This is a genomic window from Mycobacterium sp. UM_Kg27, assembly GCF_000972905.1.
Lineage (GTDB): Bacteria > Actinomycetota > Actinomycetes > Mycobacteriales > Mycobacteriaceae > Mycobacterium.
The window spans coordinates 1-15,881 of record NZ_JRMM01000026.1 but is presented as its reverse complement, the minus strand read 5'-3'; the positions used below and the strand labels follow the sequence as shown (position 1 = coordinate 15,881).

The following is a 15,881-nucleotide window of genomic DNA, read 5'->3' as shown; positions in this document are numbered from 1 at the left end:
CACCTCAGCGTTCGCGGCGCAGCACCGCGGCCAATAGGCCCATCCCGCCAACCATGGCCATCAGGCCGGGCGCTGCGATCGGCGGCCCCATCGGGACGTTGTAGGACGCCATCTTCCAGCCGCCGGGCTTGCGAGCCACCCCGCGAGCATGCAGGTACTCACCCAGCAGACCGTTGGCGGCGTACACCCCCGCGGTCAGCGGCAGCCAGCGCTTGGCCCAGCGGCGCGAGAACACGCCACCGATCCCGGCGACCACCACCGGCGGCGTGACCAGAACCGGGCTCCACATCCACTTGTTGCCGAACCCGGCCTTGTAATGCTCAAGATAGATTTCCGCGGTCGTGACCATCGCGGCGACCGCCGTCAGCGCCGACAAAGACCTTTCGAAGCGGCCATGCGCGACATTGCGCAACATCCGATCGACGATATCGCCAGCTTCGCCGATCCATTCCTCGTGGCTACCCACCCGCACACCGGACTCGCCTGTTTCCAGCAACATCATCTGCGCACCCCCGTTCCGTTCGCCGATGTACCGCTGAACCCGGCGATACCCCGGCCCCGTGGCGACCAAACAACGTCCGGACTGATTTCCAGGTTTGGACAACCGTCGAACGGGGAACTGATCGGGTACAGATGAATGGAGGACGGATGCGATTCGGTGGACTGGCCGGGGCAGTTGTGCTGATCTGGCTGCTAATCGGCGTGTTTGCGGCATGGCAGCGCGACTACTTCCACGGGAGCCAAACCAGTTGTGCTAATGCCGGAACGATCGCTGTCACGACGTTGGCAGGTCCTTTGAACTACCTCGGGTTCAACCCGGTGGTGTCCGACTGTCATTTGCCGCAACCCTCATCGTTGGGTGCGGTCGGTTTGATTGTTTAAGAAAGGGATTGGTGATGATTGCCCTCGGAGTGATCCTGCTCATTCTGGCGCTCATTTTCAAGATCAACATCCTGTGGACGATCGGCGTCATTCTGCTGGTTGTCGGCGCGGCACTGTGGATTCTGGGGGCGGTCGGTCGCCCGGTCGCGGGTCGGCGTTACTGGTATTGAGCCGACTGCGGCGTGCCCACACCCCGTCGGGCGTGCTTCGAACAGTAGGCCTGGGGTGGCTCTGCGGCCCGTTCACGTCGGATGACAGGGGCACATGCGATGACTGTCGGTGCCGGCACTGATCGCGGTGTGTTCCGTCATATCGCGCTGTTGTACCGGTCACCGCAGGAGTATCTGGACTACCTGGTGCCCTACGTCACCGACAGCGTGGCCGCCGGAATTCCGGTCTTGGTGGCGGTGCCAGAACCCAACCTGTCGCTGCTTCGTGACGCCCTGCCCGCCGGAGCAGTCGAGTCGGTGAGCCTGTCCGATATGGCCCAGGTTGGGCGTAACCCCAGTCACATACTGGGCGGTGTCATGGAGGCGTTCGCCGCCCGACACCCGTCGGGACCGGTACGGATGGTCGGCGAGCCGGTCTGGAGCGGTCGGTCGAAGCTGGAGTATCCGGCCTGCGTGCAGCATGAGGCGCTGGTCAACGAGGCGTTCGCCGGCCGGGATATCACCGTGCTCTGCCCGTACGACGCAGCAAGTCTGGACGCCGACATTCTCGTCGACGCTGAGATCACCCATCCAAGGCTGGGCCGTTTCGGACACCCGGAGCGCAACAGCGCCGGCTTCGCGCCCGAGGCCGCGTGGACGCGCTATAACGAGCCGCTGCCCGGCAGCCCCATGGCGGCGAGCTATACCCTGCACCGGCTCACCGACCTGGCCGGCGCCCGCAAATTCTCCGCCAAGTACGCCCGCTGGTTCGGATTCTCGACCGCCGGCATCGCAGACCTGCAGCTGATCGTCAACGAGCTGGCATCCAACAGCCTGCAACACGGACTAGGCCCCTGCACTCTGTTGCTGTGGGCGGCGGACGACCAATTGATCTGTCAGGCACGCGATGCCGGCCGCATGACCGACCGGCTGGCCGGCCGGCGGGCGATCGTCAACGACTACGACCACGGATGCGGACTGTTCGTGGTCAATGCAACCGCGGACCTGGTACGTATCCACACCGCGGCGAGCGGTACCACGGTGCAGGCGCATCTACGAATGAGGAAGTTGGCGTGATGGGGGCGTATCGGGCGGACCGGACGGGCGAGTACGGCCATATCGGTTGGGAATACCAGGACCATGCTGATTTCCTGCACCGCGCGGCAGAGTATGTCGCGGACGGTCTGAACCTCGACCAGCGAGTCGCCTACGTCGGCGCGGACGATCCGGCCACCATGCGAGCCGCCTTGGCCGCCGCCGGGCTGGGAAGTGGCTCGCGAGAGGTACACGTAAAGACCGTGCCGGAGCACTACCTGTTCCGCGGTGATGTCGTCGACGCTGAGCGCATGACCGAACGCTATGCGGCGGCAGCGGTCGCCGCAGTCGCTGCCGGCTACAGCGGCCTTCGGCTCGTCATCGATGTCACGCCCGTGGTGCGCACACCCGCACAACGCGACGCCCAAGCGGCCCTGGAATTCCTTGGAGACCGGCGAATCTCCACCCTGCCGGTCGCGGCGATGTGCGGTTACAACGTCGCTGAACTCGGTGATGCCGCGGCCGGGCTGTTGTGTCTGCACCCGGCGGCCGGCCCGAGCGCGGTGCCGTTCCAGTTGTATGCCCAGCCCGCTGGGCGCAACGCCATCGCACTAGCCGGCACACTCGACGCCGCCAGCGAGCCGCTATTCCTCACCACCTTGCAGCGGGTCCTGCCGCTGCTGTCCCAGGACGTCCTCGAGATCGACGCGCGGGAACTGGAATTCGTCGGGCACCGGCAACTCTGCCTGCTCGACCGCTACTGCGCCGCCCACGGCCGAACAGCGCTACTGCGCAGCGATCGGGCAGTCGTGCACCGGCTGGTCAGCCTCCTGGACTTCGCCAACGTTCGCATCGAGACGACGGCGTGACGCTTATCGCCCAGTGGTACCTGATCGGCCTCTCGGCCGGCGAGGCCCGCTGCCGGGGAGAGCACTGACGGCAGCGGGGCCTCGTCGAGCCCTGCGGTGACATCGCTTGCAGCTCAGCGTACTTCGCTGCCACATCGGTGGCTATGCGCACGCAGGCCCCGGTCTGCGTCGAACGCACTCACAATAGTCGGATAGCTGTGAGCGACGCACGTGTCACCGCCCGCCGTTGATCGCCTAATACCATCACCTCCCTTTCCGACAACCATTTGACGAAGGCCGTCGCCCGGCCCCTCTCGATCAGACGTCAATGGCCCGCTCGCCGTGGCCACTCGCGATCTTGATCCGCCGGGGCTTCGCCTTCTCGGCGACCGGAATTGTCAACCTCAGCACGCCGTCTTGATAGCTGGCCTGGATCTGGCTGGCGTCCAGATTGTCGCCGAGGAACAGTTGGCGGCTGAACACACCGCGTGGCCGTTCCGCGGACACCATCTCGCGGTTCTGGTCCAGCCCAGGACGCTCGGCATGCACCGTCAGCACGTTGCGTTCGACATCGAGATCGAGGGAATCCTCTGCCACCCCAGGCAGGTCGAACTCGACGATGAACTGGTCACCGTCACGCCAGGCATCCATCGGCATGACCGCCGGCCGTGCCGCGGTGCCCAGCACCTGCTGGGTCCAGCGGTCGAGATCACGGAACGGGTCGGTACGCATCAACATCATCTCCACCTCCTTGAACTGCGGCAGATCATCTATGTCCACCGACATAGATTTTTATATAGCAGCTGTGGTAGCTTTGCGCAAGCGGAGTCCGAAGATTTTCCTACGAGTGGAAGCGACGAGCAGTGGCCGACGCGATGAATGCCCGGTCCGGGCTTGGGGTATACGGCATCTCGGTGGCAGCTGAGTTGTCCGGAATCGGTCCGCAGACCTTGCGGCTCTACGAGAGCCGCGGCCTGCTGACCCCGGCGCGCACCGCGGGCGGGACGCGTCGCTACAGCGATGACGATATTGCGCGGCTTCGACGGATCACGGAGCTGGTAGACATCGGCATCAACGTGGCGGGTATCGGGCAGATCCTGGGCCTAGAAGCACGTAACGCCCGGTTGGAGTCCGACAACAGCAGACTGGAATCCGACAACACCCGGCTCAAATCGGACAATTCCCAACTGAAAACGGACTATGCACTGCTCGCCGCCCAACGCGCGGACCCACCCCGAATGCGGAAACGAAAGGGTTATGATGACCAACCCTGAACGGCTACCAGCGACCGAAGAAGTCCCGGAAGCAGATCTCGCCGAACAGCGCATCGCCGTCGACGCCAGCGACGACGACCGACTGGATCCGACCGTCCTAGCTAACGCCGGCGACGCCGACGCCAATCCGGCGGACGTGATCGATCAGGCCATCAGCGTTCCGCTGCCCGAGGAAGACTACGACGCCGACCGGTAAGTCGGCCCGCCCGGCAGCTATTCGGCCTTGACGACCTCGGCCTCGGCACGGCGAGAGGACCGGTTCCGGCGGCGATGACTGGTGTCACATAACGGGTAGTTGCCGCTGCGCCCGCACGTGCAGATGGCCACCATGAACCGATCCGATTCGACCACTCCATCGGGCGTCTCGATGCGCACCGGCCCCGACACCAGCACCGGGCCGTTGCGGACCGGCTTCACCAGGCGCGTACCGTCGCCGCTCACGGCTTGTCCGCCCGGATCACCACCAGCTGCTCTTCCCGGCAGCCGCGGGGCATCCGCCCGGTTCGTTCCAGCCAGTCGGCGCGCGATGAGAGCACTGGGCCGAACGGAATCCATTGGGACGCCACCACCTTGGCATCCATACCGCTTTCTCGTAACACCTTCAGCGACCGGCCGGCGTCTGCCAGTGCGGACTGTACAAGCAGCACCGAACCGCCGCTGCGTAGCAGCGTGGTGGCCGCGCGGCACAGCGGGTCGAGGATGACCCGGCCATCGATGCCGCCGTTCCACGACCACTCCGGGCCGCCCGCGGCGGGGATTTGGCCGCTGTGGCGCGGGCTGGGCACATAGGGCGGGTTGGACACGACCAAGTCGAAGGGTTCGCAGGCCAGCGCGCCGGTCCACGGGCCGTGCCGGATATCCACCTCGACTCCCGCGGCACGAGCGTTGTCCCGCGAACAGCGCACGGCGCGCGGGCAGATGTCGTACGCGGTGACGCTGTCGGCGCCCAGTTCAGCAGCCGCGATCGCCACCACCCCGGACCCGGTGCACAGATCGAGTACCCTGCTCCGCCGGGCCAGGCCCGAGGATTCCATCGTGTCGATCAGCAGGTGCGAATCCTGCTGCGGGGCATAGACGCCCGTATGGGTCAGCAACTGAGGCCTGCTAGGGCAGGTAGCGGTGATGGGGTTCACTTAGCCGGTTTACCCGGCCACAGCGGCGGACAAACGCCGATGATGATCACGCGCGGACTGCAGGCACTGCTCAGTCCACGTTCGCGGGCATACCCGATCCGCGTCGCGGGTAGTCATCATCGATGACCTTGCGCGCAGCTTCCGCGATCCCGATCGAGTCCGTGACCGTCTCGGCCTACGCGATCCCCACCGACGCCCCGGAGTCCGACGGTACGCTGAGCTGGGACTCCACCACCTTTGTGCTGGTCAGCGTCCGCGCCGGCGGGCTCGTCGGAACCGGCTACACCTACGGCGGAACGGCGGTGGCCACCGTGGTGGAAGCCAAGCTGGCCGGCGTTATTACCGGCGAGGACGCGTTGCAACCGCCGGCCCGGTGGGCCGCGATGCAGCACGCGGTGCGCAACCTGGGCAAACCGGGCGTGGTCGCCGAGGCGATCTCGGCGGTTGACATCGCACTGTGGGATCTACGGGCCCGCCTGCTCGATGAGCCGCTGGTCATCACCCTCGGCGCCGTCCACGACACCACCCCGATCTACGGCAGCGGCGGATTCACCTCCTATGCCAACGACATCTTGTGCGAGCAGTTGTGCGGCTGGGCAGACGCCGGCATCCCCCGGGTCAAGATGAAGGTGGGTCGCGACCCGGATGCCGACGCCAACCGGGTGTCGGCGGCGCGCGCCGCGATCGGCGACGGGATCGAGTTGTTCGTCGACGCCAACGGCGCCTACCACCGCAAGCAGGCCCTGTGGTGGGCTCATCGCTTCGCCGATTTCGACGTGCGGTGGTTCGAGGAACCGGTCAGCTCTGATGATCTTGAGGGCCTGCACCAGCTGAGTCGCAACGGGCCGCCCGGGATGGACATCGCCGCCGGAGAATACGGTTACCACCTGCCATATTTCGAGCTGATGCTGGCCGCCGGCGCGGTGGACTGCCTGCAGGCCGACGTCACCCGTGCGCTCGGTATCACCGGTGTGCTCAAAGTCGGTGCGCTCTGCGACGCCCGCGGCGTCGACCTGTCGCTGCACTGCGCGCCGCAGATCAGCGCTCAGGTCGGCACGGCACTGTGGCATCTGCGCCATCTGGAGTACTTCCACGACCATGTCCGGATCGAAGGGCTGGCCTTCGACGGTGTGATCACCCCCGAGCCCGGCGGGGTGCTACGCCCGGACCGCACCTCCCCCGGACACGGGCTGAGCGTCAAACAGGTCGACCTCGACGAGTTCCGCGTCGCCTGAATCCGAAGGCAGCGGCTGCTATCCCAGCCGCGAGGCGCAATTGCTTTTCCAGCCCGATCACGTTGACCCGGTCTACCGCCGCCATCCCCGCTACGAACCGGGTGTCCGGCCGGGCGGGAACCTGCCCGGTATGGCGATGTTTGAGCAAACTCATTCGTCGTCCGTGTCGCGCAGGTCGCGCACCGCCTGCCTGGCCGACTCGGTGAACTCGTGGATCTTCTGCTTGGCGTTCTTGGTGGCGATGTTGACGCGGTCCGGGTCTTTGATCATCGCCTTAGCGGTGTTCTTCGCGATGTCCATCCGGATCTGCGGCGGCACCGGTGCGATATCCGGGTCGACGACCACCTCCAGCACCACCGGGGTCGAGGCGGCCAGCGCCTGATCCCAGGCATGCCCGATGTCCTTCGGGTCGTCGCAGCGGATGCCGGTCAGCCCCAGCAGCTTGGCAAACTCGGCGTACGGCACATCCGGAATGCTTTGTGAGCCTTCGAATTTCTTCTCCCCGCCCATCGCCCGCTGCTCGAAGGTAACCTGGTTGAGGTCCTGGTTGTTGAACACGCAGAAGATCAGCGGGCCTTTGGACAGCCGCTCTTTATACCGCTTGACGGTGATCATCTCGGCCATGCCGTTCATCTGGAAGACCCCGTCGCCGACCAGGGCGATCACCGGCCGGCCCGGGTGCGCCAGCTTGGCGGCGATCGCATACGGCGTGCCGGGTCCCATGGTGGCGAGATTGCCGGCCAGCGACGCGGCCATTCCCGGCCGTAGCCGCAGATGCCGAGCCCACCAGTTGGCCACCGAGCCGGCATCGGTGGTGATGACGGAGTTGTCGGGCAGCCGCTTGGACAGCTCATGCACCACCAGCTCGGGGTTGAGCGGGCTGGCCTTGTCGTGGGCCCTCTTGTCGAGCACCCGCCACCACTCCTGCACTTCGCCTTCGATCTTCTTCCGCCAGGACCGGTCGTCTTTGCGCTTGAGCAGTGGAATCAGCTCTTGAAGGGTGTCTTTGGAGTCGCCGATCAGATTGGCATCCATCGGATACCGGACTCCGATCATCCGGCCGTCGTGGTTGATCTCCACACCCCGACACTGGCCCTCCTTGGGAAGCCATTCGGAATAGGGGAAGCTGGAGCCGATCATGAACAGGGTGTCGGCGCCCGACATCATCGCTTCGCTGGCCGTGGATCCCAGCAGCCCGATCGGACCGGTCACATAGGGCAGATCATCGGGCAGCGAGGCCCGCCCCAGCGAGGTTTTGGCGACCCCGGCGCCAAGCAGCTCGGCCACCTGCACCACTTCGTCCGACGCGTCGGCCGCGCCGGCGCCGATCAGAATCGCCACCTTCTCGGCGTCATTGAGGATGTCGGCGGCCTTCTGCAACTCCGGTTGCGCCGGAAGCATCCGTGACCGGGACCAACCGACACTGCTGAACACCGCGCCGTGCATCCGTGGCGGCGACGGCACCGCGTCCTCTTCGGCGACGTCCTCGGGCAGGATGATGGTGGCGACCGTCCGATTGGTCAGCGCCACCTTGCAGGCCCGGTCTACCAGGTGGCGCGCCTGTACCGGCGCCATGCAGGTTTGGATGAAGTCCGACGAGACGTCTTTGAACAACGACATCGGGTCGATCTCCTGCTGGAAAGCCGCACCCAGCGACATCCGCTTCTGCTGGCCGACGATCGCGACCACCGGCTGGTGGTCGAGTTTGGCGTCATAGAGCCCGTTGAGCAGGTGGATCGCGCCACCACCGGACGTGGCGAGACAGCAGGCGAGTTCGCCGGTGAATTTGGCATGGCCGGTGGCCATGAACGCACCCATCTCCTCGTGGCGGGGCTGGATCAGCTCCGGGTCCCCGTTGGCGCGATCCAAGGCGCCCAGCATCGAGAGGATGCCGTCACCGGGATACCCGAAGATCCGGTGCACCCCCCACTGACGGAGCCTGTCGAGGATGAAATCCGCGGTTTTCGGCATTGGTTGCTCCCTTCAACACGACACGGTTACCCGCCCCTTGTTTTGTCAAACGGCGGGGTGCACCAGCGGTGTCCCACCTCTGGTCACGGCGTCGCGGGCCACCCGCAGGTCGTCGACGAACGCTTGGTAAGCCTGTGCATGCTGGTCGCTGCGGTCGCGCAGCACCGCCGAGGGATGGACGGTGGCCAGGACCCTGGGCCGACCGTTGGAACCCGCCAGACCAGGCAGGCACCGCAGCTCACCGCGCCCGGTCGAGACACGGAACGACGCACCCAGCAGCGACTGCGCCGCCGTGGCGCCCAGGCAGATCACCACTTCTGGCCGCACCGAGTCGATCTCAGCGATCAACCACGGCCGGCACGCCACCACCTCGGTGCGGCCGGGCTTCTGGTGGATCCGGCGTTTGCCCTCGCGGCGAGTGAACTTGAAGTGCTTGACCGCGTTGGTCACATACATCTGCGCCGGGTCAATGCCCGCGTCGCGCACCGCACGGTCCAACAACCGCCCGGCCGGGCCGACGAAAGGGTGACCCTCGAGATCTTCGTGATCGCCCGGTTGCTCACCGACCAGCATCAGCGGCGCACCCCGGCGCCCCTCACCGAACACGGTTTGGGTCGCGTCACGGTAGAGCGTGCAACCGCGGCACTGGGCAGCCGCGTCACGCAGCGCGCCCAGCGTCCGCCGCTCCGGTAGGTAGCGCTGCGCCCCAGGCTCTTTCACCGCTACCATTACGCCGACTCCGCGAGCTCGGGCGCGATCTCGGATTCCCAGAAGGCGAAGAAGCTCTCCTGGTCCGCTCCGATCTGCTGAACGTATACCTCGTCGAAACCGGCGTCGGCGAACTCGCGGATTCGGTCCAGATACGGCTTCGCGTCCGGCCCAGCAGGAACTGATCGTTCCACTGCCTCGGCGGTCACCAGGCTCGACGCCTGCTCGAAATGCGCTGGCGTGGGCAGGTTCTGACCTAGTTCGCCGGGAAGCTGCTCAATCGGCCAGGTGGCGTGCGCGGTACGCACCGCATCCTCTTTCGATGCTCCGTAACAGACTTTGAACCCCGCTTGAGCGGGCTTGCCCACACCGCCGGCGTGATGGAACTCCGAAACTAGCTCCGCCGCCGGCATGCTGCACTGGTAGCCGTCGCCGATCCGGCCCGCCAGCCGCGCCGAGTGCGGACCGTAGCCCGAAACATAGATGGGAGTCTGCCGTGGCGGCAGTGTGTAGAGCCGGGCGTTCTCCACGGTGTAGTAACGCCCGTGGTGGTTGACCTGCGCGCCGGTGAACAGTTCACGGATCACCGCGACCGCCTCGTCGAGCATGCCGCGCCGGATGGCGGCCGTGGGCCAGCGGCGGCCGGTGATGTGTTCGTTCAACGCCTCGCCGGTACCGACCCCCAAGGTGAAGCGGCCGTCGAGTAACGCGGCACTGGTCGCTGCCGCCTGCGCGATGACCACCGGATGGGTCCGCACGATCGGGCAGGTGACCGCGGTGGTGATCGGCAGCGTGCACGCCTGCGACAGCGCGCCGATGACCGACCACACGAACGGACTGTTGCCCTGCCGGTCGTTCCAGGGATGGAAGTGATCGGAGATCCACAGCGCCTCGAAGCCCGCCTGCTGCGCCTGGACAGCTTGGCGAACCAGCTCGTTGGGAGGGAACTCCTCGCACGACAACGCATAACCCAGAGTCGTCATGAGTCATGACATACCCGTCGTGGCGGGGGCTAATCGTGGTCAGCGGTTCGGAATCATCTTCGCGCGTCCAGAGCGCGAGCCTGAGCATCAACATCGCCGGCGTACCTGCCGCGCTCAGATCCGTTGCCCACGCAGGCCATTCCGGCGCCACCGACCGGGACTGTGGATTTCACCGCGCCCGCAGACCCGGGTGGCAGCGTGTCGGCGAGCCGAGCCAACGCACGTTCCACGGCACACAGGTCAGCGCCGCCGTCTTCGCACGCAAGGTCGCTATCGGCAATCGCAGATAGTCCGGCGGCGAAGCGGCGGGGCCAGATGGAAGACGGCGTCCCACCGGCCCGAACCGGGCCGGGTCGGCAAAGAGCAGCCGCACACACAGCCGGCTGCCGAGAAACTCCGCACCGCCGGTGATCAGTACCCGCCCCAGCGCCCGCATGGCAACCGCATCCGGATGGGCCCGACCCCCCGATCGGGCCCATCTCGGGTCGGCGTCAGGCCTTGCTGGTCCAGATCAGCACGTCCTGGACGCCGTCGTTGTAGACCACTCCGTCCGGCGGTGGGCCGGTGACATCGAAGTAGATCTTGCCGTTGGCGGCAGCCCCCTGGCCGATCGGCCCGGGATTGATGCCGCCGGGCGTCGGCACCGTGTTGATCACGCGGTAGGTCTCACTGTTGGCCGCCCTGGCGTTGAAGTCCGCGACGACCGGGGTCACCGTTCCGCGGTCGGCACGCGCGGTCACGTCGGCTTGATACAGCTTGCCCCGGGGCTGGTAGCCCGGAATGGTGATGTTGGCCGGCCCCAAGTTGCTGACCGTGTAGGACGTTGCCATCGCCCCATCATTGAGCTGTTCGGGCGTGCCGAACGGTTGGATCGCCGGCTCGGCCATGGCGGTGGTCGCGGAGAAAACACTCACCGCGGCGATTCCTGCCGCGCCGGCGGCCGTCTTGGCTGCAGCCTTGGAGAGCTTCACTTCTGACTCCTTCCATCGAGTCGATATTTCAGTGGCGGTCCGCTTTGCTGGAACACACCTGCCGCAACGCGTACCCTGCCCGGCCGACGGGGAAACCCGGTGGTAGTTGCGCAGCGTCTGGAAATTGTGGATAGTTACGTCGCTCGGGCGTTCAGGATGCAGCGCCAGTCTGGATCGTCCGTGCGCTCATTCCTGCGATTCCAGGCTGCGGTTTGCCCGCCGGCCGTTGGAATCAGCTCATACTGTTGGAGTACGAGAAGGCGGGTATGCGGTGGTCGGGGATGTCAACGCGTCGTTCACGACGCCAATGGGCGATGACTCCGAGATCCACAGTGATCTCGATCTGGTAGTCGGCCACGGCGAGCCGCAGCGGGTCGGCCGGTTCCATTACTGGCTTGGCGAGCAGCGCTGGGAGTGGTCGGATACGGTCGCCCGCATGCACGGCTACGAGCCGGGCACGGTGTCACCCAGCACCGAGTTGCTGCTGCAACACAAACATCCCGAGGACCGCGCCGAGGTGGCCGCGGTGCTCGAGCGTGTCGTGCAGGGCGAGCCGTTCAGCAGCCGGCACCGGATTATCGACACCGCTGGGCAGGTGCACTGGGTGATCGTGGTCGGGGATCGCATGCTCGACGACCACGACACGGTGACCGGCACGGCCGGCTTCTATGTGGACGTCACCGATGTGTTGCAGGCCGACGTCAGCGCTGCGGTCTCCGAGGTCGCCCAGTCACGTGCGGTGATCGAGCAGGCCAAGGGCGTGCTGATGGTGGCGTACGGCATCTCCGCCGAGCGCGCGTTCGACATTCTGGTGTGGCGCTCGCAGGAGACCAACATCAAGGTGCGCGACCTGGCAGCCCGCTTCCTGGCCGCTTACACCGGCAGGCTGCCGGCCGCTGCGCTCTCCGATCTGGACCACACTCTGTTGACCGTTACCTGAACACCGCGCGAAGACTACGCTCAATCGCACCGCCCGCTGAGGTTGCCTGTGCAGTCGGAGTGGGTAGCCACCTGAAGGTGGAGAGTGCGATGGCAGGGAACCCCAGTCCCCTCAACGTTGTCGGCGTAGGCGCGTCGGCCGGCGGGGTGGAGGCACTGAAGAGCTTCGCGGCAGCGTTGCCGAAGAGCTTGCCCTGCGCCGGTCTGGTAGCCCTGCACATTCCACCGGGAGCGCCCAGTGTGCTCGCCCGGATCCTGGACCGGGCCGGCCCGCTGGCGGCAGAGACCGCGACCCCGGGGACCCCCATAGAGCACGGCAAGATCTACGTCGCCGCGCCCGGCCACCACCTCCTAGCCGACGACGGGCGGATGGCGCTGTCGGAAGGTCCCACCGAGAACGGGCACCGACCCGCCATCAACGCGCTGTTTCGGTCCATCGCGCTGGCCCACGGCCACCGTGCTATCGGAGTGCTGCTGTCCGGAGTACTGGACGACGGGGTGGTGGGGTTGGCCGCCCGCCGATCGCGCGGCGGGGCGACGATCGCCCAATCGCCCACTGACGTAATGCTCCCGACCATGCCGAACAACACGATCAACGCAGGCATGGTCGAACAACAGGCGCCGGCGGCACGGATCGGCGACCTGCCTGGAGAAGGTCAAACTGTCGTGCCGGCTCGCCGACCAGGTCCGCCCCGGCATCTTGAGCGACCACTACGAGGTACTGGCCCGCGAGGCCGAACACGCCACCTCAGTCCTCGGCCGGCGGTTGGCCGCCGTCTACGGTGCGCAGGAGGACGGCCCTGAGTAGCGCACCGAGTCAGCTGACGGTGACAGTGGCCGCCGTCGCAGGTGTGTGTCTGTTGACTGCTACCGGGACATTGGACAGCAGCAACTATCTCGAGCTGCGCGACAGCGTGATCAAGGCGGCGCTCGACGAACCCCCCGCCGTGCTGGTCGACGTCAGCCGGCTCGATGTCCCGGCGCCCTCGGCGTGGTCGGTGTTCACCAGCGCTCGCTGGCATGTCAGCACCTGGCCGGATATTCCGATCCTGCTGGTTTGTCCGCAACCGAAGGTGGCCGCCCGGATCTCGAGCACCGGCGTGACCCGCTACGTCGCGGTGCATGCCGATGTCGAGTCCGCGGTGGCGTCGCTGGCGGAGGGCCCGTATCCACGGCGCCGAGCTCGTATCGCCCTCTCGCATTCGCTGAGCAGTCTGCGCAGGTCCCGTGACTTCGTGGCCGAGTGGCTGACCAACTGGTCGCAGGTCCCGGTGATCCCCACGGCGAAAGTGGTTGTCGACGTGCTGGTGGAGAACGTGCTCTGCCATACCGACAGTCCACCGGTGCTATTGCTGGAATACGCCGGCTCCACAGTCACTGTCGCGGTCCAGGACACCAATTCCAGCCCGGCGATGCTCCGCGAAGGCGTTGGCGGCGGCCCCGAGTGGCCCTCCGGCCTGGCGGTGCTCAGTGCCCTGTGCAGCGCCTGGGGCAGCAGCCCCACGCGGAGCGGCAAGACGGTGTGGGCGATGCTCGGCCCGGAGGACCGGCTTTGACCTTCACCGACCCGGACCGTCCCGCGAGTAGTGTGTGCGTCAGCGCACATTCTCCGCGCGGCCGGGGCGAGATGGACGGGCAGAACGAAGGGTTGGACGAGGCGTTCGCGGGCCCTGTTGTGATACCTGCGAGACTCCCGGGGCTTCGACTTTACGACGCCAAAGCCGTCGAATCGGTGCCCGGAGCATCTGGACCGCTACTGCGACCAGGTCAACCGACGGTACATCTTTCACAAAGACTTGCGCCGCGGGTGATCTTCGGTCGCGACGACCTGGTCAGGGACGCGCCGGTCTCGCGGGTGGACCTGTTGTTGTGCCGCAACACCTTGATGTAAATGAAAGCAGAGATGCAACGTAATGTGTTGGGCCGCTTGCATTTTGCATCGTCAGCGCAGGGAACCCAGTTTCTCGGCCACGTCGAGATGCTGCTGAGCCACAGCGATCGTTTCCCCCTGAGCCTCAAGCATCGGATCTTCCGCGAGGTGGCCGGCTCGTACAGCGGCCTGGATCACTACGACCCGGCGGCGTCGACGTACGAGCGGCACGGTCAGCTTGCCGGTCTGGTGACGTTGCGGGAATTGGCATTTCGAGCAAGGCCGGTGGCGCAGATCGTGGCGACCGGCGAGGACACCCTGGTGGTAATCACCCATTGTTCGGGGTCACCGCTATCCCCGCAGCCAACTCGGCGCGTCGCAGCTGCAGCTCCTGGGCCCGCAGACGCGCCAGCTCGCCGCGTGCAACCGCCGCCGACGGGCTCATCGATGACTCACCACCTGCTGTGCCACGCCGGCTAACGGGGTGTTGGAGTTCTGCGACAGTCGCTTGAGCAGCTCGAAGGCCTGCAACGCGTCGATGCCGAACCGCTCCATCAGCATGCCTTTTGCTTGACCGATGACGTCGCGGGAGGCCAGCGCACTGCGGAACTGTTCGTCGCGGCGAACCATGTGCCAGGCCAGCGCGGCGTGGGTCGCCAGGATCAAACCCAACTCCACCGCGTCATCGTCGAAAGCGTTGTCGGTCTGGGAGTAGAAGTTCAGTGCGCCGGTGCTGCCTTCACCGGTGAACAGTTCGAACGCCAGGATGGACCGAATCGGTGTCGTGGCCGCGACCTCCCGGCAATACGACGGCCAGCGCTCCTCAGAGCAGACGTCATCCAGGCGAACCACATGCTGTTTCCAGGCCGCGGCCAGACACGGCCCCTCGCGCTGCTTCCGCTGAATGTCGTCAAGCGCCGCCGGGTACGGGTCGGTGGCCGACAGGGTATGCACCTCACCGGTCGACGTGGTGAGCGTGACACCGGCATGCTGAGCACAGGGCATATGTGCCAGCAGGTTCACCAATAGCTCATCCAGCGCGCCCTCGGGTTCGACGCCCGAGCGCTGATTCAAGGTCTGCACCAGGTCCGCCACGTCGCGCATCATGTCGTTGCGGCTCGTCACCGCCATGTCGTCGCTCCGCCCATCTTCCCCAATAGATGCATCCATGTTCCTCCGATCATCCAGCCGCAGCAACCACTTCCAACGTTGCGTACGCCGATCCGGGCCGGAACCAAGCGGCTTGCCAGATAACGCTCAGGTGTTACACGGAGCGGGGGCCATCCCCGCGCCCCGGACGCCCGGGCCGCGATGCGCCCCGGCCCTGCTGGACGACCGTATCGAGCATGCCTCCCACCGCCGACGCCCCCACCGGAACCCCGCGCGCCACCGCCTCCAGTGGCACGATGCCGAAGGGCTCGTACCAGGGCGTACAGGCAACGACATCGGCAGACCGCAGCAGCGCTGGCATATCGGCGCGGGCGATGGGGCCGTACAGTGACACCCGTTCTGCGACAACGGGTTCGGCGGCCATCCTAAGCAGCCGGCAGGCTTCCGGAACGGTGTCGAGTTCGGCCCGCGGGGGCCCGCCGGCGATCACCAACTCGGCGCTGGGCACCGTGGTCAGTACCTCTATCACCGTGTCGAATCCCTTGCGTGGGAAGAACCTGCCAACCGCCACGATGCGCGGGCGACCCGCGTGGGCCGTGGTCGGACCGTGCAATGTTCGGAAATCATTGCGATCTTCACGGCAGTACTCCCCCGCTACTCCCGGCGCGGCATTGCGCCTCGATGACCTCATCCCACTGCCGCAGGAATCGGTCGAGACCGAAGTGCTCCATGGCGTAGTTACGGGCCGCCTTGCCCCTGTCTCTTATACACAT

The 15,881-nt window shown here is 66.2% G+C and carries 19 protein-coding genes and 3 pseudogenes; 11 read left to right on the top strand and 11 right to left on the bottom strand.

The genetic code is table 11. The features are described 5' to 3' along the window. Window positions 1–4: 4 nt before the first annotated feature. Window positions 5–502: a hypothetical protein gene (locus LI94_RS06620; RefSeq protein ID WP_046300692.1), complete on the bottom strand. Its 498-nt coding sequence runs from the start codon at window positions 500–502 to the stop codon at window positions 5–7. 146 nt (window positions 503–648) lie between these two features. On the opposite strand from LI94_RS06620, the gene LI94_RS06615 reads away from it, so the two are divergent. The 4 genes from LI94_RS06615 (at window position 649) to LI94_RS06605 (ending at window position 2,935) form a co-directional block, all read left to right on the top strand. Further along, entirely contained in the window at window positions 649–882 is a 234-nt protein-coding gene (locus tag LI94_RS06615) for a hypothetical protein (protein WP_081654490.1), read from the top strand. Window positions 883–896: 14 nt separating this feature from the next. Next, entirely contained in the window at window positions 897–1,052 is a 156-nt protein-coding gene (locus LI94_RS23715) for a DUF6131 family protein (protein ID WP_164517843.1), read from the top strand. 99 nt (window positions 1,053–1,151) lie between these two features. Then, a complete protein-coding gene (locus tag LI94_RS06610; RefSeq protein ID WP_046300691.1) occupies window positions 1,152–2,108 on the top strand; it encodes a sensor histidine kinase in 957 nt (318 codons plus the stop codon). Further along, window positions 2,108–2,935: an MEDS domain-containing protein gene (locus LI94_RS06605; RefSeq protein WP_024441508.1), complete on the top strand. Its 828-nt coding sequence runs from the start codon at window positions 2,108–2,110 to the stop codon at window positions 2,933–2,935. Before LI94_RS06610 ends, LI94_RS06605 begins: the two co-directional genes overlap by 1 nt. 297 nt (window positions 2,936–3,232) lie before the next feature. Here LI94_RS06605 and LI94_RS06600 read toward each other — a convergent pair whose 3' ends face one another. Further along, window positions 3,233–3,655, bottom strand: a complete 423-nt coding sequence (locus tag LI94_RS06600; protein ID WP_046300713.1) for an HSP20 family small heat-shock protein — start codon at window positions 3,653–3,655, stop codon at window positions 3,233–3,235. A 134-nt stretch (window positions 3,656–3,789) separates the two neighbouring features. On the opposite strand from LI94_RS06600, the gene LI94_RS06595 reads away from it, so the two are divergent. Next, window positions 3,790–4,188: a helix-turn-helix transcriptional regulator gene (locus LI94_RS06595; RefSeq protein WP_046300712.1), complete on the top strand. Its 399-nt coding sequence runs from the start codon at window positions 3,790–3,792 to the stop codon at window positions 4,186–4,188. Further along, on the top strand, window positions 4,175–4,384 hold the full coding sequence (locus LI94_RS06590) for a hypothetical protein (RefSeq protein WP_046300690.1): 210 nt from the start codon (window positions 4,175–4,177) through the stop codon (window positions 4,382–4,384). Before LI94_RS06595 ends, LI94_RS06590 begins: the two co-directional genes overlap by 14 nt. A 17-nt stretch (window positions 4,385–4,401) precedes the next feature. Here LI94_RS06590 and LI94_RS06585 read toward each other — a convergent pair whose 3' ends face one another. Continuing rightward, a complete protein-coding gene (locus LI94_RS06585) occupies window positions 4,402–4,629 on the bottom strand; it encodes a CDGSH iron-sulfur domain-containing protein (protein ID WP_024441512.1) in 228 nt (75 codons plus the stop codon). Further along, the gene (locus LI94_RS06580; RefSeq protein ID WP_125078040.1) at window positions 4,626–5,279 is read right to left on the bottom strand and encodes a HemK2/MTQ2 family protein methyltransferase; all 654 of its coding nucleotides are present in this window, start codon (window positions 5,277–5,279) and stop codon (window positions 4,626–4,628) included. The genes LI94_RS06585 and LI94_RS06580 overlap by 4 nt, the downstream gene beginning before the upstream one ends. A gap of 164 nt (window positions 5,280–5,443) precedes the next feature. On the opposite strand from LI94_RS06580, the gene LI94_RS06575 reads away from it, so the two are divergent. Then, a complete protein-coding gene (locus LI94_RS06575; protein ID WP_046300689.1) occupies window positions 5,444–6,556 on the top strand; it encodes an enolase C-terminal domain-like protein in 1,113 nt (370 codons plus the stop codon). A gap of 150 nt (window positions 6,557–6,706) precedes the next feature. Here LI94_RS06575 and LI94_RS06570 read toward each other — a convergent pair whose 3' ends face one another. The 5 genes from LI94_RS06570 to LI94_RS06550 form a co-directional block, all read right to left on the bottom strand. Further along, on the bottom strand, window positions 6,707–8,527 hold the full coding sequence (locus LI94_RS06570) for a thiamine pyrophosphate-requiring protein (protein ID WP_046300688.1): 1,821 nt from the start codon (window positions 8,525–8,527) through the stop codon (window positions 6,707–6,709). Window positions 8,528–8,572: 45 nt separating this feature from the next. Further along, window positions 8,573–9,256: a UdgX family uracil-DNA binding protein gene (locus LI94_RS06565; protein WP_046300687.1), complete on the bottom strand. Its 684-nt coding sequence runs from the start codon at window positions 9,254–9,256 to the stop codon at window positions 8,573–8,575. Further along, on the bottom strand, window positions 9,256–10,218 hold the full coding sequence (locus LI94_RS06560) for a TIGR03557 family F420-dependent LLM class oxidoreductase (protein WP_046300686.1): 963 nt from the start codon (window positions 10,216–10,218) through the stop codon (window positions 9,256–9,258). The genes LI94_RS06565 and LI94_RS06560 overlap by 1 nt, the downstream gene beginning before the upstream one ends. Before the next feature lie 169 nt (window positions 10,219–10,387). Next, window positions 10,388–10,654: a hypothetical protein gene (locus tag LI94_RS06555; protein ID WP_046300685.1), complete on the bottom strand. Its 267-nt coding sequence runs from the start codon at window positions 10,652–10,654 to the stop codon at window positions 10,388–10,390. 55 nt (window positions 10,655–10,709) lie between these two features. Then, window positions 10,710–11,189, bottom strand: a complete 480-nt coding sequence (locus LI94_RS06550) for an MPT63 family protein (protein WP_046300684.1) — start codon at window positions 11,187–11,189, stop codon at window positions 10,710–10,712. Window positions 11,190–11,496: 307 nt separating this feature from the next. Here LI94_RS06550 and LI94_RS06545 point away from each other — a divergent pair, with 307 nt between their 5' ends. From LI94_RS06545 to LI94_RS22140, 4 genes and pseudogenes are all read left to right on the top strand, one after another. Further along, window positions 11,497–12,129, top strand: a complete 633-nt coding sequence (locus tag LI94_RS06545; RefSeq protein ID WP_046300683.1) for a PAS and ANTAR domain-containing protein — start codon at window positions 11,497–11,499, stop codon at window positions 12,127–12,129. 89 nt (window positions 12,130–12,218) lie between these two features. After that, window positions 12,219–12,767: pseudogene (locus tag LI94_RS22145) on the top strand (chemotaxis protein CheB); the annotation flags it as partial. 188 nt (window positions 12,768–12,955) lie between these two features. Then, window positions 12,956–13,684 carry an STAS domain-containing protein gene (locus LI94_RS06540; protein WP_046300682.1) on the top strand — a complete coding sequence of 243 codons (729 nt, stop codon included), beginning with the start codon at window positions 12,956–12,958 and terminating at the stop codon, window positions 13,682–13,684. 152 nt (window positions 13,685–13,836) lie between these two features. Next, window positions 13,837–14,328, top strand: a pseudogene (locus LI94_RS22140) (CheR family methyltransferase); the annotation flags it as partial. A 111-nt stretch (window positions 14,329–14,439) separates the two neighbouring features. Here the strand turns inward: LI94_RS22140 and LI94_RS06535 are convergent. Continuing rightward, window positions 14,440–15,129, bottom strand: a complete 690-nt coding sequence (locus LI94_RS06535) for a GAF and ANTAR domain-containing protein (protein ID WP_046300711.1) — start codon at window positions 15,127–15,129, stop codon at window positions 14,440–14,442. A gap of 196 nt (window positions 15,130–15,325) precedes the next feature. After that, window positions 15,326–15,742, bottom strand: a pseudogene (locus tag LI94_RS06530) (glycosyltransferase); the annotation flags it as partial. Window positions 15,743–15,881 lie beyond the last annotated feature (139 nt).

Excerpts from the sequence above, each read along its gene's own strand:
- LI94_RS06620 (WP_046300692.1), bottom strand. The coding sequence starts at position 502 with ATGATGTTGCTGGAAACAGGCGAGTCCGGTGTGCGGGTGGGTAGCCAC.
- LI94_RS06615 (WP_081654490.1), top strand. The coding sequence starts at position 649 with ATGCGATTCGGTGGACTGGCCGGGGCAGTTGTGCTGATCTGGCTGCTA.
- LI94_RS23715 (WP_164517843.1), top strand. The coding sequence starts at position 897 with ATGATTGCCCTCGGAGTGATCCTGCTCATTCTGGCGCTCATTTTCAAG.
- LI94_RS06610 (WP_046300691.1), top strand. The coding sequence starts at position 1,152 with ATGACTGTCGGTGCCGGCACTGATCGCGGTGTGTTCCGTCATATCGCG.
- LI94_RS06605 (WP_024441508.1), top strand. The coding sequence starts at position 2,108 with ATGGGGGCGTATCGGGCGGACCGGACGGGCGAGTACGGCCATATCGGT.
- LI94_RS06600 (WP_046300713.1), bottom strand. The coding sequence starts at position 3,655 with ATGATGTTGATGCGTACCGACCCGTTCCGTGATCTCGACCGCTGGACC.
- LI94_RS06595 (WP_046300712.1), top strand. The coding sequence starts at position 3,790 with ATGAATGCCCGGTCCGGGCTTGGGGTATACGGCATCTCGGTGGCAGCT.
- LI94_RS06590 (WP_046300690.1), top strand. The coding sequence starts at position 4,175 with ATGACCAACCCTGAACGGCTACCAGCGACCGAAGAAGTCCCGGAAGCA.
- LI94_RS06575 (WP_046300689.1), top strand. The coding sequence starts at position 5,444 with ATGACCTTGCGCGCAGCTTCCGCGATCCCGATCGAGTCCGTGACCGTC.
- LI94_RS06570 (WP_046300688.1), bottom strand. The coding sequence starts at position 8,527 with ATGCCGAAAACCGCGGATTTCATCCTCGACAGGCTCCGTCAGTGGGGG.
- LI94_RS06565 (WP_046300687.1), bottom strand. The coding sequence starts at position 9,256 with ATGGTAGCGGTGAAAGAGCCTGGGGCGCAGCGCTACCTACCGGAGCGG.
- LI94_RS06560 (WP_046300686.1), bottom strand. The coding sequence starts at position 10,218 with ATGACGACTCTGGGTTATGCGTTGTCGTGCGAGGAGTTCCCTCCCAAC.
- LI94_RS06555 (WP_046300685.1), bottom strand. The coding sequence starts at position 10,654 with ATGCGGGCGCTGGGGCGGGTACTGATCACCGGCGGTGCGGAGTTTCTC.
- LI94_RS06545 (WP_046300683.1), top strand. The coding sequence starts at position 11,497 with ATGGGCGATGACTCCGAGATCCACAGTGATCTCGATCTGGTAGTCGGC.
- LI94_RS06535 (WP_046300711.1), bottom strand. The coding sequence starts at position 15,129 with ATGGCGGTGACGAGCCGCAACGACATGATGCGCGACGTGGCGGACCTG.